This is a genomic window from Rhizorhabdus sp. P4_G6 (genome assembly GCF_056401045.1).
The window spans coordinates 271,177-286,002 of the sequence record NZ_JBFUKC010000001.1; the positions used below are offsets into that span (position 1 = coordinate 271,177).

A 14,826-nucleotide genomic window follows, 5' to 3' on the forward strand; every position below is an offset into this window, starting at 1 on the left:
ATGAGCGACAAGACGCCGGACCTGGCAAAATGGGAAGCGGCCGCCACCAAGGAGGTCAAGGGCAAGGACCTGACGTGGAACACGCCGGAAGGTATCGCCGTCAAGCCGCTCTACACCGCCGAGGACGTGGCCGACATCAATCCCGGCCTGCCGGGTTTCGCGCCGTTCACCCGCGGCGTGCGCGCATCGATGTACGCCGGGCGTCCCTGGACGATCCGCCAATATGCCGGCTTCTCGACTGCCGAGGCCTCCAACGCCTTCTATCATCGCAACCTCAAGGCCGGCCAGAAGGGCCTGTCGGTCGCCTTCGACCTCGCCACCCACCGCGGCTATGACAGCGATCATCCGCGGGTGACGGGCGATGTCGGCAAGGCCGGCGTCGCGATCGATACGATCGACGACATGAAGATCCTGTTCGACGGCATCCCGCTCGACCAGATGTCGGTGTCGATGACGATGAACGGCGCCGTGATCCCGATCCTGGCCTTCTTCATCGTCGCGAGCGAGGAGCAGGGCGTTTCGCAGGCCCAGCTCGACGGGACCATCCAGAACGACATCCTCAAGGAGTTCATGGTCCGCAACACCTATATCTATCCGCCCGAGCCGAGCATGCGGATCATCTCGGACATCTTCGCCTTCACCTCGCAGAACATGCCCAAGTTCAACTCGATCTCGATCTCGGGCTATCACATGCAGGAAGCCGGGGCGACGCAGGTCCAGGAGCTCGCCTTCACCATCGCCGACGGCATGGAATATGTGAAATATGGCGTAGCCTCGGGGCTCGACATCGACGCCTTCGCGGGCCGGCTGAGCTTCTTCTTCGCGATCGGCATGAACTTCTTCATGGAGATCGCCAAGCTGCGCGCCGCGCGCGTGCTGTGGCATCGGGTGATGACGAAGCTGGGCGCGAAGGACGAGCGCTCGAAGATGCTGCGCACCCATTGCCAGACCTCTGGCGTGTCGCTGACCGAGCAGGATCCGTACAACAACGTCATGCGCACCACGATCGAGGCGATGGCGGCGATGCTGGGCGGCACCCAGTCGCTCCACACCAACGCGCTCGACGAAGCGATCGCGCTGCCGACCGATTTCTCGGCCCGGATCGCGCGCAATACCCAGATCGTCATCCAGGAAGAGACCGGGATGACCAAGGTGGTCGATCCGCTCGGCGGCTCCTATTATGTCGAGGCGCTGACCCAGGAGCTGGTCGACAAGGCCTGGGAGATCATTGAGAAGGTCGAATCCGAGGGCGGCATGGCCAAGGCCGTCGCCGCCGGCTGGCCCAAGGCAATGATCGAGGAGGCCTCGGCCGCCAAGGCGGCGCGGATCGACCGGGTCGATGAAGTCATCGTCGGGGTCAACAAGTACAAGCTCGCGCAGGAAGACCCGATCGACATCCTCGACGTCGACAATGTCGCGGTAAGGGAATCGCAGGTCGCCCGCATCGCCAAGGTCAAGGCCGGCCGCGACGAGGCCAGATGCCAGGCGGCGCTCGCCGCGCTGACCCAAGGCGCCAAAGGCAGCGAGAACCTGCTCGCGCTGGCGGTGGACTGCGCGCGCGCCCGCGCCACGCTGGGCGAGATCTCGTCGGCGATGGAGCAGGTGTTCGGCCGCTACGGCACCAATCCAACCCCCGTGAAGGGGGTTTATGGCGGCGCCTATGGCGACGATGCGCGCTGGACCGGCCTGATCGAGGGCGTGTCCGCGATCGAGCGCCGCAAGGGCCGCAAGCCGCGCATGCTGGTCGCCAAGATGGGTCAGGACGGCCATGACCGCGGCGCGAATCTCGTCTCGTCGGCGTTCGGCGACCTGGGCTTCGAGGTGGTGGCCGGGCCGCTGTTCCAGACTCCGAAGGAAGCCGCCGAGCTCGCGATCAAGGCCGATGTCGACGTGGTCGGCGCGTCGAGCCTGGCCGCCGGGCACAAGACGCTGATCCCCGAGCTGATCGGCCACCTCAAGGAGGCCGGCCGCACCGACATCAAGGTCATCGCCGGGGGCGTGATCCCGGCGCAGGACTACCAGTTCCTGCGCGACGCGGGCGTGCAGGGCATCTTCGGCCCCGGCACCAACCTCGTCGGCGCGGCGACCGAGGTGCTCAGGCTCCTCGGGCACAACCAGCCGCCCGAAGGCTTCGAGGAGGCCGCGGAATGATCCGTCACGACTGGACCCGCAGCGAGATCGCGGCGCTGTTCGAACTGCCGTTCAACGACCTTCTCTGGCAGGCGCAGGCCTCACACCGCGAATATCACGACGCCAACGCCGTCCAGCTGTCGACCCTGCTGTCGATCAAGACCGGCGGCTGTGCGGAGAATTGCGGCTATTGCAGCCAGGCGGCGGGCAACGACACCGACCTCCAGGCGACCAAGCTGATGCAGGTCGAGGAGGTGCTGGCGGCGGCGCGCGAAGCCAAGGCATCGGGCTCCGAGCGCTTCTGCATGGGGGCGGCCTGGCGCTCCCCCAAGGACCGCGACATGGACGCGATCGTCTCGATGGTCGAGGGCGTCAAGGCGATGGGCCTGGAAACCTGCATGACGCTGGGCATGCTCAGCGACGAGCAGACCGAGAAGCTCGCCGAGGCCGGGCTCGACTATTACAACCACAATATCGACAGCTCGCCGGAATATTATGACAAGGTCGTCACCACCCGGACCTTCGACGACCGCCTGAACACGCTGGAGCGCGTCCGCAAGGCGGGGATCAACGTCTGCTCGGGGGGGATCGTCGGAATGGGCGAGGACCGCGCCGACCGCGTCGGCTTCCTCCATGCGCTGGCCACCTTGCCCGAACATCCGGGCAGCGTGCCGATCAATGCGCTGGTGCCGGTCAAGGGCACGCCGCTCGGCGACATGCTGGAGGGCCTGCCCGAGGCGCGGATCGACGATATCGAGTTCGTCCGCACCGTTGCCGTCGCGCGGATCACGATGCCGGGCTCGGTCGTGCGGCTTTCGGCGGGGCGCGAGAGCATGAGCGAGGCCACCCAGGCGCTCTGCTTCCTCGCCGGCGCCAATTCGATCTTCACCGGCGACCGGCTGCTGACCACCGGCAACCAGGGCAGCGATGCCGATTCGCGGCTGTTCGCCAAGCTGGGGCTCAGGGGTTCGATCAATAGCACGCCGGAAGCTCTGGCGGCGGAGTAATCACTTCACCCGTCATGCTGGACTTGTTTCAGCATCCACTTATCCACGGGAGCGCGCTCGGCGGTCCCGGTGGATCCTGAAACAGGTTCAGGGTGACGGCAAAAGACTGACAAAGGGACGAGATGTTCAAGAAGATCCTGATCGCCAATCGCGGCGAAATCGCATGCCGCGTGATCAAGACGGCCCGGCGCATGGGCATAAAGACCGTTGCGGTCTATTCGGACGCCGATGCGCGGGCGCCGCATGTCGAGATGGCGGACGAAGCCGTCCATATCGGGCCGCCGCCCGCGTCGGAATCCTACCTGATCGCCGACAGGATCATCCAGGCGTGCAAGGACACCGGCGCCGAGGCGGTGCATCCCGGCTATGGTTTCCTGTCGGAGCGGACCAGCTTCGCCCAGGCGCTCGAGGATGCCGGCATCGCCTTCATCGGCCCGCCGATCGGCGCGATCGCGGCGATGGGCGACAAGATCGAATCGAAGAAGCTCGCCAAGGCGGCCGGCGTCAACGTCGTGCCCGGCTATGTCGGCGAGATCGACTCGACCGACCATGCCGTCGAGATCGCCAACGGCATCGGCTATCCGGTGATGATGAAGGCGTCGGCCGGCGGCGGCGGCAAGGGCATGCGCCTTGCCTATAGCGAGAAGGACGTCCGCGAGAATTTCGAGAGCGTGAAGCGCGAGGGGCTCAGCAGCTTCGGCGACGACCGCGTCTTCATCGAGAAATTCATCGAGAGCCCGCGCCACATCGAGATCCAGGTGCTCGGCGACAAGCATGGCAACATCCTCTACCTGCACGAGCGCGAATGCTCGATCCAGCGCCGCCATCAGAAGGTGGTCGAGGAGGCCCCGTCGCCCTTCGTCACCCCCAAGATGCGCAAGGCGATGGGCGAGCAGGCCGTCGCGCTGGCGCGCGCGGTGGGCTATTACAGCGCAGGCACCGTCGAGCTGATCGTCAGCGGCGCCGACACCAGCGGCGAGGGCTTCTACTTCCTCGAGATGAACACCCGCCTCCAGGTCGAGCATCCGGTCACCGAGTGCATCACCGGGCTCGATCTGGTCGAGCAGATGATCCGCGTCGCCTATGGCGAGAAGCTCGCCCTCACCCAGGAGCAGGTGAAGCTCCAAGGCTGGGCGGTCGAGAACCGGGTCTATGCCGAGGATCCCTATCGCGGCTTCCTGCCGTCGACCGGCCGCCTGGTGCGCTATCGCCCGCCCGCGCAGGTCGACAATGTCCGGGTCGACGACGGAGTCTATGAAGGCTCCGAGATCTCGATGTTCTACGATCCGATGATCGCCAAGCTGATCAGCTACGGCGCGACCCGCGAGGACGCGATCGACAAGCAGGTCAGCGCGCTCGACCGGTTCGAGATCGAGGGCATCGGCCATAATATCGACTTTCTGTCAGCGCTGATGCAGCACCCGCGCTTCCGCAGCGGCAACATCACCACCGGCTTCATCGCCGAGGAATATCCCGACGGTTTCTCCGGCGCTCCGGCCAGCGAGACGCTGAGCCTGCAGCTTGCCGCGATCGCGGGCGTGCTTGCGAGCGTCGATGCGGCGCGCGGGGCGCAGATCGAAGGCCGGCTGAACGGCCCTGCCGAGCCCTCGAGCCGCTGGGTGGTGACGCTCGACGGCATCGAGCGCCAGATCGAACTCTCCGGGGATTCGGTGCTGGTCGATGGAACCGCCGTGGTCGTCGATGCGCCCTATGTTCCGGGCCAGCGCCTGGTCGAGGCGTTGGTCGATGGCGAGGAACTGTCGCTGCGCGTCGAGCGCAAGCGCACCGGCTGGCGCTTCACGACGCGCGGCGCGAGCCATAACCTGCGCGTGCTGACGCCGCTGGTCGCGACCCTGTCGCACCACATGATCGAGAAGATCCCGCCGGACATGTCGCGCTTCCTGCTCTGCCCGATGCCGGGGCTGGTGACCGCGATCCATGCCACGGAGGGCGCCAAGGTCGAGGCCGGCCAGCCGCTGGCCGTGGTCGAGGCGATGAAGATGGAGAATATCCTGCGCGCCGAGAAGGCCGGCGTGGTCAAGTCGGTTGCGGCCAAGCCGGGCGACAGCCTCGCCGTCGATGCGGTGATTCTCGAGTTCGAATGAGCCGATTCGGCCGGCGCGCCGATGCCGGCCGAATCGATTGCTCCCGCCGCGCCTGCGGCGGGTTGCGGCCCCGGCGCGAGACGCCGCCGGCGTCGTGTCGGCCTTGAAAGTTTATCCTGAATTCAATCAGTTCCGACGCAGTCGCAGCTTGCGGCGGTAAATCGCCCATGCCTCTCCGGCAGGCGACAATGAATTAACCATTTCACGGCTAAGCTCCGCCATCATTTCCAGGTTGAGGTATCTTCCTGGACTGGGAGGAGCGAGCGGTGGGTTCTTTGATGGCGAAATTCGGTATCGGCGGGAAAATGGCCCTGGCCTTCCTGACCATGCTGGGCATGATTGCAGGTCTCGGCAGTGTCGCCGTGCTCAAGATCGGCGAGGTCAACGACCTTTCGAGCAAGATGCGCACGCAATGGCTTCCGGCCACCAAGCTCGTCGGCGATATCCACGCCTATACCTCGCAATATCGCATCAGCCAGGGGCTGGAGGTGATGTCGGAGGATGACGCGGGACGGCGCAAGGCCGCCATCCAGCTCAGAAATGCCGACACGGCGATCAAGGCCATGCTGGCCGACTATGCCGCCTATGCCAAGGACGCCGACCAGCAGGCCGCGTTCGCCGCCCTCAAGTCGAGCTGGCAGGACTATCTGGCCGCCAACCAGCAGATGGTCCAGCTGAGCCAGGCCGGCGATTCGGCCGGTGCCGTCGCGATGTTCCGCGGCGACAGCCTCGATCGATTCTATGCGGTCGAAGACAATATCCTCGCGCTCGTCGACCTGAACGAAAAGGGCGGCCAGCAGGCATCGCACGCCGCCAGCGAGATCTATGCGAAGACCCGCCTCCTCGTCATCCGTTCGATCGGCGCCGCGCTGTTCGTCGCGGTGCTGCTGATGGCGATGCTGCTGCTGGGTATCGCCCGGCCGCTGTCGAGGATGGGCAATGCGGTCAGGGCACTGTCCAACGGCGATCTTTCGGTTGCGATCCCGGCGATGCGCCGCCACGATGAAATCGGCAGCCTCGCCCGGGCGCTCGACGGCTTCAAGGCGCTGTTCGCCGCAGAGCAGGAGCGCGCGCTCGCCGATCAGCAGCGCGCCACCGAAGACCAGGCGCGCAGCCAGGCCACCCAGCGCACGGTCGAAGCGATCGGCGCCGGGCTTGCCGCCGTCGCGCATGGCGACCTGACCGTCCGTGTCCCCGATGATGCCGAAGGGCCGCTCGGCCAGCTCCATCGCGACTTCAACGACGCACTGGATCGCCTGTCCTCGACGATCACCGAGATCGTCGACGGCTTCGGCACGATCCGTTCGGGCACCGGGGAAATCGCCAAGGCAGCGCAGGACCTGTCGCAGCGTACCGAGCGCCAGGCCAATTCGCTGGCCTGCACGGCGTCTGCGCTTGAGCAGTTCATGGGCACCGTCCGGCTGACCGCTGGCAATGCCCGCGAAACCAGCGAAAAGGTCGCGGCTGCGCGGTCATCCGCCGAAGCCATGGGCAGCACCGCCGGCCAGGCGATCGCGGCGATGAAGACCATCGAGACATCGAGCCGGGAGATGGAAGAAATCGTCTCGACGATCGACAATCTCGCCTTCCAGACCAATTTGCTGGCGCTGAACGCCGGGGTCGAGGCGGCACGCGCCGGCCAGGCAGGCGCCGGCTTTGCCGTCGTCGCCACCGAAGTCCGCGTCCTGGCGCAGCGCTGCACCGAAGCCGCGGGCAAGATCCGCGCCCTGATCGCGACGTCGAGCCAACAGGTCGTCACCGGCGTGCAGCTCGTCGAGCGCTCGGGATCGGCGCTGAGCGATATCGTGGCGGAATTTGCGCAGGTCACCGATCTCGTATCCGCCATCGCCGCAGCCAATGAGCAGCAAGCCTCGGGCCTGACCGAAATCAGCGGCGGCGTGAACTCCATGGACAGCGTCACCCAGCAGAATGCGGCGATGGTCGAAGAGACCAATGCCAGCGTGCAAAGCCTGTCGGCCGAGGCACAGCGTCTCGCCGAGCGGGTGTCCGCCTTCCGCACCAGCGCGGACCAGCCGGCCCATGCCGCGGGGCCCGTCGATGCGCCGGCACCGCGTGCCCGCCACGCTGCAGCGCCTGCGGTCCACGGCGCGCTCGCGCTCAAGGCCGACGAGGACGACTGGGCGGAATTCTGAAGCCCGCCCGCCGTTAACCACAGCCGTTATCCGCGTCGAAACCCGAATCATCTATTTCAACGTCCGTAGAAACAAGGAGTAAATCCGTGACGAATCCCCTGCGCAATCTGGTGCTTGGCCTGGCCGCAACGCTGTTGTCCGCGAGCGCATGCTATGCGGCGGCCACGCCAGACTGGACCCTGAAGGTCCGCCAGCTCCTGGCATCAAAGCAGAGCTATCCGGCCGCGGCACAGATGCGCGGCGACGAGGGCACCGCAAAGATCAAGCTCGAGATCACCACCGATGGATCGATCGCCGCGGTTTCCCTGGTCGAACCGTCGGGATCGGCGGTGCTCGATCGCGAGGCGCTGGCCGTCGCCAAGCGGGTCGGCTCTTTCCCGCTTCCCCCGGGCGGCTCCGCGTCGCTGGTCGTGCCGCTGACGTGGAAGCTGAACTAAAGCATTTCCCGGCCAGGCCGAATCGCCTGGCGACTTGGATATCATGCAAGAACCAGTGATGGTTCCACCTTGAGGGCGGTCAGCGCGGCAGTCTTGCCGCTGCGGCCGCCCTTTTCCTTATCTCCGCGACGTCGGGTTCCCCGGCCGGCACGATCCAGCTTCCCCCGACGCACAGCACGGCATCGAGCGCCAGCCACTCGGGCGCCGTCGCTTCGCTGATGCCGCCGGTCGGGCAGAAGCGCGCCTTGTACAGCGGGGCGGCAATCGCCTTGAGCGCCGGGATGCCGCCATTGGCGGCGGCGGGAAAAAATTTGAAATGGGTCAGCCCCATGTCGAGGCCGCGCATGATGTCGCTGGCATTGGCGGTGCCCGGCAGGATCGCAATGCCGGCATCCTGCGCGGCGCGCACCAGCGGTTCGGTCAGCCCCGGCGAGACGATGAAACGGGCGCCGGCATCGACGCTCGCCTTGAGGTCGTCGGAGTTGAGCACCGTGCCCGCGCCAACCACCGCGCCCTCCACCTTCGCCATCTCGCGGATGACGTCGAGTGCGGCCGGGGTGCGCAGCGTCACCTCCAGCGCCGGTAGCCCGCCGGCCGCGAGCGCTTCGGCGATCGGCCGCGCATGGCCTGCGTCATGGACCACCAGCACCGGGATCACCGGCGCGAGGGTCATCACCTGCTCGACATTCATGGGCGTTGTTCCTCCTGAAAAGCGGCAGCGGCGCCCAGCAAACCGGCTTCGGCATGGCAGGCGAGGCGGATCGGGAACTCGGCCATGCGCCGTTCGAAGCGGCCCTTGGCACGAAAGCGGTCGTTGAACAGCGGCCCACGGAGCCGCGCGCCGAAGCGATTGGCGAGACCGCCGATAATGACCACTGCGTTCGCGCCCTGCGCGAGCGCTAGATCGCCCGCCACCGCGCCGAACGTCATGACGAGCCGATCGAGCGCCTGCGCCGCGAGCGGGTCGGTGCCGTCACAGGCTGCCTGCCACAAGCTGGCGTCGTCCATCGGCACGATCGCCTGGTTGCCGATCATCGCCAGCGTCGCCCGGATATCGGCGAGCGCCGGGCCGGACACGACCCGCTCGACCGACACCCGGCGATGGCGCTCGCGCTGCCGGCCGAGCAGCCTTTCCTCGAAAGCGTCGAGCGCCGCAAAATCGATATGTCCGCCTTCGGTGGCGAGGACGATATTCCGGCCATCCCGCCTGAGCAGCTGGGCGACGCCAAGGCCGGTACCGGGACCGATGACGGTCGTCACGCCTTGGTCCGGCAGCGGGCCTTGTGGACCGCCGACATAGGCCAGCTCGGCAGGCTCCAGTACGCCCACCGCCGCCGCCATCGCGGCGAAATCGTTGAGCAGGCTGAGCCGCTCGACACCGAGCTCGCGCGCAAGGGTGGCGGGGTGAATCACCCAGCTGTTGTTGGTGAAGCGGATCAGTTCGCTGTCGACGGGGGCGGCAATGGCAATGCTGGCCACCTGCGGCAGCAACCCGCCCTCGTCGCGTGCGAAGGCGGCCCAGGCCGCGGCAAGACCGGGATGGTCAGCGGTCCGGTATTTGCGCGGCGCGCCGAGCGTGGGCCGGCGGTCCGCATGCAGCTCGGCGATGGCGAAGCGCGCATGAGTGCCGCCGAGATCGACTGCGACGATCCTCATGCGACCGGGCCGGTGGCGCGCGGCCGATATACTCTGCCGTCATGCTGAACTTGTTTCAGCATCCACCCATCATCCTCGCAGCGCTTGCCCGTGACAGGGTGGATCCTGAAACAAGTTCAGGATGACGCGCGAATTTATGGCTCGTCAGTTCCAGCCTCATGGCGCTCACAGTCCCGCCGCCGCCAGCATCGCCGATCCGCCGCGCTCGGCGGTATCGGCGCCATGGCGCATGAAGGCGAACAGCTCACGGCCGGTGCCGACATGGGCGGCTGGCGAGGCGGCCGGCGCGCGGGCCGCCCACTCCGCCGCATCGACCAGCGCATCGATCGTCCCGCTGACGCCGCACAGCCGCACCATGTCGCCATCGCGCAGCTTAGCGATAGCGCCGCCGGCGAGCGCCTCGGGCGTGACGTGAATCGCGGCGGGCACCTTGCCACTCGCGCCCGACATGCGCCCGTCGGTGAGCAGCGCCACCTTGAAGCCGCGATCCTGCAGCACGCCGAGCGCGGGGGTGAGCTTGTGCAGCTCGGGCATGCCGTTCGCCTGCGGGCCCTGGAAGCGGACGACGACGATCACGTCCCGCTCGAGCTCGCCGGCCTTGAACGCGGCGTTGACCTTGTCCTGGTCGTCGAACACCCGCACCGGCGCCTCGATGGTCCAGCGCTCCCTGTCGACGGCGCTGGTCTTCAGCGTACCGCGGCCGAGATTGCCCTGGACGAGGCGCATCCCGCCGTCGGGCTGGAACGGGTTCGAGACCGGCCGCAGCATCGTCTCGTCGAGCGGGGCGGCGGGCGCGTCCTCCCAGACCAGGCCGTCGCCATCGAGCTTGGGATCCTTGGCATATTCGCCCAGGTCGCCGCCCGACACGGTCAGGATATCGCGGTGCAGCAGCCCGCCGTCGAGCAAGGTGGCGATCACATAGGCCATGCCCCCCGCCGCCTGGAAATGGTTCACGTCGCCCGAGCCATTGGGATAGACCCGCGCGATCAGCGGGACGGCGGCGGAGAGCCGGTCGATATCCTCCCAGTCGATGACGATGCCCGCCGCGCGGGCTATCGCGGGCAGGTGGATGACATGATTGGTCGAACCGCCAGTCGCGAGCAGGCCGACCGCGGCGTTGACGATCGCCTTCTCGTCGACGCAGAGGCCGAGCGGCCGATAGTCATTGCCGTCCCAGCCGATCTGCGCGAGCCGATGGACCGCCGCGCGGGTCAGCTCCTGACGCAGCTTGGTGCCGGGATTGACGAACGCCGCGCCCGGAATGTGCAGGCCCATCACCTCCATCATCATCTGGTTCGAATTGGCGGTGCCGTAGAAGGTGCAGGTGCCCGCGCCATGATAGGAGGCGGACTCGGCCTCGAGCAGCTCGGTACGGCCGACCTTGCCCTCGGCATAGAGCTGGCGGACGCGGACCTTTTCCTTGTTGGCGAGGCCCGACGGCATCGGCCCGGCGGGGATCAGGATCGTCGGCAGATGGCCGAAACGCAGCGCGCCGATCAGCAGGCCGGGGACGATCTTGTCGCAGATGCCGAGCAGCGCCGCCGCCTCGAACATGCCATGGCTCAGGCCGACCGCGGTCGACAGCGCGATCGTGTCGCGGCTGAACAGCGACAGCTCCATGCCGCGCTGGCCCTGGGTGACGCCGTCGCACATCGCCGGCACGCCGCCGGCTACCTGCGCGGTGGCGCCGATCTCGCGCGCATAGAGCTTCATCTGCTCGGGGTAGCGGCCATAGGGCTGATGCGCCGACAGCATGTCATTATAGGCGGTGACGATCCCGATGTTCATCGCCTTGCCGTCTCGGATCGCCGACTTGTCCTCACCCGCCGCAGCAAAGCCATGGGCAAGATTGCCGCAGGACAGGGTGGGGCGGTCGACCCCGCTGTCGCGTTCGCGCGCGATCAGCTCGAGATAAGCCCGCCTGCTGGCGTTGGACCGCTCGACGATGCGGGCGGTGACGGCCTCGACGGCATGATCCAAGGCCATTCCCCACTCCTTCGCTTAGGGCCGTACCCAACGCCCGTTCGTCCCGAGCGAAGTCGAGGGGCCCGCCTGAGCGAAGCGAAGGCTCCTCGCTGCCGCTCGGAGGGGTGTCTCGACTTCATCCATGGGATGAAGTTCATACTGAGCGCCTGCCTTGCAGGCAGTCGAAGGGCTCGACACGAACGGAGTTACGGTCGGCACGATCATTCGCTCCAGTGAATATCGATCGCCTGCTCGGCATCCGCCAGCACCCGCCCGACCGGGATCGTCGACGACGCGCCGTCCTTGATCGCGCGTTCGAGCAGCTTGCGCTTCTCGGCACCGGTGAGCACCAGCATCAGCGTGCGCGCCGACAGTATCGCCGCCTTGGTCAGCGTCACGCGCGCGACCGGGGCTTCGGCAGGCAGGGGATCGGGCAGCACGCCGACCGCGCGGCGCACCTTCGGGCCATTGAGCGCCTCATCGAGATCGGGGCCCGGGAAGATCGACGCGGTGTGGCCATCGGCACCGACGCCGAGCCAGACCAGATCGGGCGGCCAGTGCAGTTCCTGCAGACGGGCGTCGGCCGCCTTGCCGGCCATGCGGTGATCGGCGGCCTTGTCGGTGGTGATCGGCAGCACCCGCGCGCCCTTGGGCAGGAACGCCTTCGCGATCAGCGCGGCGTTGGACAATGGATCGGTCATCGCCACCAGCCGGTCGTCGGTCGGGATGATCGTCACCCGCTTCCAGTCGATCTTGGCCTTGGCGAGTTTCTCGAAGATCGGCCCCGGGGTCTTGCCGCCGGGCAGCGCGATCAGCGCCTGGCCGCGCGCGTCGAGCGCCGATTCGATGATGAAGCCGACATCGCCCGCCACCGCATCGGCAAGCTCGGCCGCATCGTCATAGTCCCACCATTCGGCTTCGATCATTCCTGGATCCTCATTGGTTTTCCTCGTCGCTCTAGTCGTGCCATGTGACGCCGTCGCGCTCCGTGAGCGCGATCGCCGCCGATGGCCCCCAGGTACCGGCGGTATAAGGGCGCGGTTTCAGCCCGTTGGCCGCCCAGCCATCGCGAATGGCATCGACCCATTCCCACTGTGCCTCGACCTCGTCGCGCCGCACGAACAGCGTCTGGTCGCCCTCGACCAGATCGAGCAGCAGCCGCTCATAGGCGATGCGGCGGCGGGTGTCGGCGAAGGCGTTGGGCATCGAGATATCCAGCGGCACTTCCCTCAGCCTTATTCCGTCGCGGTCCAGGCCCGGCTCCTTGGACATCAGCAACAGCCGGACATTCTCGTCGGGCTGCAAACGGATGATCAGCTTGTTGGGTTGCAGCACCGCGCCGCGCGGATCGAAGATCGAGTGCGGCACCCCTTTGAACTGGATGAAGATCTCCGACTGACGGCTCGGCAGCCGCTTGCCGGTGCGCAGGTAGAAGGGCACGCCCTTCCAGCGCCAATTGTCGATATTGGCCTTGATCGCGACGAAAGTCTCGGTGTCCGATGGCTTGCCGAGCTCGTCGACATAGCCGGGCACCGCGCCGCCCGCCATCGCGCCGGGGCCATATTGGCCGATCACGCTATGGGTCGCCGCCGTCTTGCGATCGATCGGGCGCAGCGAACGCAACACCTTGACCTTCTCGTCGCGCACCGCGGTCGCGTTGAACTGGGCAGGCGGCTCCATCGCCACCATGGCGACGAGCTGGAGCATGTGATTCTGGACCATGTCCCGGATCGCCCCGGCACCGTCGTAGAAGCCGACCCGGCCTTCCAGCCCGACCGTCTCGGAGACGGTGATCTGGACATGCTCGATGCCGCCTTCCTGCCACAGCGGCTCGAACAGGCTGTTGGCGAAGCGCAGCGCGAGCAGGTTCTGGACGGTTTCCTTGCCGAGATAATGATCGATCCGGAAGATCCGCTCCTCCGGAAAGACCGCGGCGACCGCGTCGTTGATCAGCCGGCTTGACGCCATGTCGTAGCCCAGCGGCTTCTCGAGGCCGATGCGGACGCCGCCACCGGCCAGCCCGGCCTTGGCGAGGCCGTTGATCGTCGCCCCGAACAGCGAGGGCGCGGTCGACAGGAAGATCGACAGGCCCTTCTCGGTCGATCCCACCGCCTGGGCGAGCGCCACGAAGTCCGCCTCGTTCGAGGCGTCCACCGGCACATAGCTGAGCCGGGCGATGAAGCTGGACAGCGTGTCCTCCTGCAGCCGTTCCGCGGGCACGAAGCGTCGCAGCGCAGTCTCCGTGAAGGTGCGGAAGGCGGCATCGTCATGGCTGCTGCGCGCCGTGGCGACGATCGCGAGATCGGCCGGCAACAGCCCCTCCGCTGCGAGGCCGTAGAGCGAAGGAAGGAGCATGCGCTGCGAAAGATCGCCGGTCGCGCCGAACAGGAGCAGCTTCTCGCTGGGTAAAGTCACCAATCTTTCCCTTTTCCGTCGCTGCCCCGCGCGCGTGACATTCGGTTCGTGCCCGTCACGGCTCTTGAACGCCCTTGTAGCAAAAGCATCGCGAGGCGGTAGCCGCCATGTCGCATCGCCGCATTATTTGCGGGTGCCATTGTTGCACCAAGGGGACGGGCATGTCGGAATCGATCGAAATTCGCGAGCGCAGGCTCACGGTAAGATTGGCGGCGGGCGAGGCCGACGTGGTTGCGGCGCAGCGGCTGCGCCACGATATCTTCTTCCGTGACCTGGGGGCCGGCGGCCACGACGGCGGCGAAGGGCGCGACGTCGATCCCTATGACATGCTGTGCGATCACCTGCTGGTCGAGGATCATGCCCGCCGCTTCAGCCCGGTGGTCGGCACATATCGGCTGCTCCGTCAGACGGTGGCGGAGGCGCATGACGGTTTCTATTCGGCGCGGGAATTCGACCTGTCCCGGGTGCTGGGCCATGCGCGCCGCGAAGGGGTCGAACTGCTCGAACTGGGCCGCTCCTGCGTCGATGCCCGCTATCGCGATGCCGGCACGATCCAGCTGCTGTGGCGCGGCATCGCCGATTATCTCCAGGCCCATCGAATCGGCTATATGTTCGGCTGCGGCAGCTTCCCGGGCACAGATCCGGCCGAACATGCCGCCGGCCTGTCGTTGCTCGCGCATGACCATCTCGCGCCGTTCGACGTGCGAGCCGAGGCGATCGGGGCCGATGCCATCCCGCTCGCGAGCCTGCCGATCGGCGGCTATGACCCACGGCACGCGCTCCGCCGCCTGCCGCCGCTGATCAAGGCCTATCTGCGCGTCGGTGCCGAACTTGGCGACGGCGCCTATATCGACCATGCGTTCAACACCATCGACGTGTTCGTGATGATGCCGGTGGCGCGGATCGCGTCGCGTTATGCGCAGCGTTTCGAAGTGGCGGCCTGACCGTCGACTGCAAT

Annotated in this window: 11 protein-coding genes; 6 read left to right on the forward strand and 5 right to left on the reverse strand. The window is 66.8% G+C overall.

Going from position 1 to position 14,826, the window contains the following annotated elements; genetic code table 11:
• The 5 genes from scpA (at nucleotide 1) to AC1DPF_RS01280 (ending at nucleotide 7,832) form a co-directional block, all read left to right on the forward strand.
• Nucleotides 1-2,151 (forward strand): methylmalonyl-CoA mutase, encoded by a 2,151-nt coding sequence (gene scpA, locus AC1DPF_RS01260; RefSeq protein ID WP_477959284.1) that lies wholly within the window; start codon nucleotides 1-3, stop codon nucleotides 2,149-2,151.
• A complete protein-coding gene (bioB, locus tag AC1DPF_RS01265; protein WP_477867935.1) occupies nucleotides 2,148-3,137 on the forward strand; it encodes a biotin synthase BioB in 990 nt (329 codons plus the stop codon). Before scpA ends, bioB begins: the two co-directional genes overlap by 4 nt.
• A 122-nt stretch (nucleotides 3,138-3,259) precedes the next feature.
• Nucleotides 3,260-5,242, forward strand: coding sequence for an acetyl-CoA carboxylase biotin carboxylase subunit (locus AC1DPF_RS01270; protein ID WP_477867933.1), 1,983 nt, complete (start codon nucleotides 3,260-3,262; stop codon nucleotides 5,240-5,242).
• A 266-nt stretch (nucleotides 5,243-5,508) separates the two neighbouring features.
• Nucleotides 5,509-7,395, forward strand: a complete 1,887-nt coding sequence (locus AC1DPF_RS01275) for a methyl-accepting chemotaxis protein (protein WP_477959286.1) — start codon at nucleotides 5,509-5,511, stop codon at nucleotides 7,393-7,395.
• An 86-nt stretch (nucleotides 7,396-7,481) separates the two neighbouring features.
• Nucleotides 7,482-7,832, forward strand: coding sequence for an energy transducer TonB family protein (locus AC1DPF_RS01280; protein WP_477867929.1), 351 nt, complete (start codon nucleotides 7,482-7,484; stop codon nucleotides 7,830-7,832).
• 79 nt (nucleotides 7,833-7,911) lie between these two features.
• Here the strand turns inward: AC1DPF_RS01280 and eda are convergent, their stop codons facing one another.
• The 5 genes from eda to zwf all read right to left on the reverse strand — a co-directional run bounded on the left by eda (nucleotide 7,912) and on the right by zwf (nucleotide 13,868).
• Complete coding sequence (eda, locus tag AC1DPF_RS01285) at nucleotides 7,912-8,523, reverse strand: bifunctional 4-hydroxy-2-oxoglutarate aldolase/2-dehydro-3-deoxy-phosphogluconate aldolase (RefSeq protein WP_477959288.1); 612 nt, start codon at nucleotides 8,521-8,523, stop codon at nucleotides 7,912-7,914.
• Nucleotides 8,520-9,488: a glucokinase gene (locus AC1DPF_RS01290; protein WP_477959290.1), complete on the reverse strand. Its 969-nt coding sequence runs from the start codon at nucleotides 9,486-9,488 to the stop codon at nucleotides 8,520-8,522. Before AC1DPF_RS01290 ends, eda begins: the two co-directional genes overlap by 4 nt.
• A gap of 165 nt (nucleotides 9,489-9,653) precedes the next feature.
• Entirely contained in the window at nucleotides 9,654-11,474 is a 1,821-nt protein-coding gene (gene edd, locus AC1DPF_RS01295; protein ID WP_477959292.1) for a phosphogluconate dehydratase, read from the reverse strand.
• Between the two features lie 200 nt (nucleotides 11,475-11,674).
• On the reverse strand, nucleotides 11,675-12,379 hold the full coding sequence (gene pgl, locus AC1DPF_RS01300; protein WP_477959294.1) for a 6-phosphogluconolactonase: 705 nt from the start codon (nucleotides 12,377-12,379) through the stop codon (nucleotides 11,675-11,677).
• A 31-nt stretch (nucleotides 12,380-12,410) separates the two neighbouring features.
• Entirely contained in the window at nucleotides 12,411-13,868 is a 1,458-nt protein-coding gene (gene zwf, locus AC1DPF_RS01305; RefSeq protein WP_477867919.1) for a glucose-6-phosphate dehydrogenase, read from the reverse strand.
• A 161-nt stretch (nucleotides 13,869-14,029) separates the two neighbouring features.
• Here zwf and AC1DPF_RS01310 point away from each other — a divergent pair, with 161 nt between their 5' ends.
• The gene (locus AC1DPF_RS01310) at nucleotides 14,030-14,812 is read left to right on the forward strand and encodes a GNAT family N-acetyltransferase (RefSeq protein WP_477867917.1); all 783 of its coding nucleotides are present in this window, start codon (nucleotides 14,030-14,032) and stop codon (nucleotides 14,810-14,812) included.
• The last annotated feature ends 14 nt before the right edge of the window (nucleotides 14,813-14,826 follow it).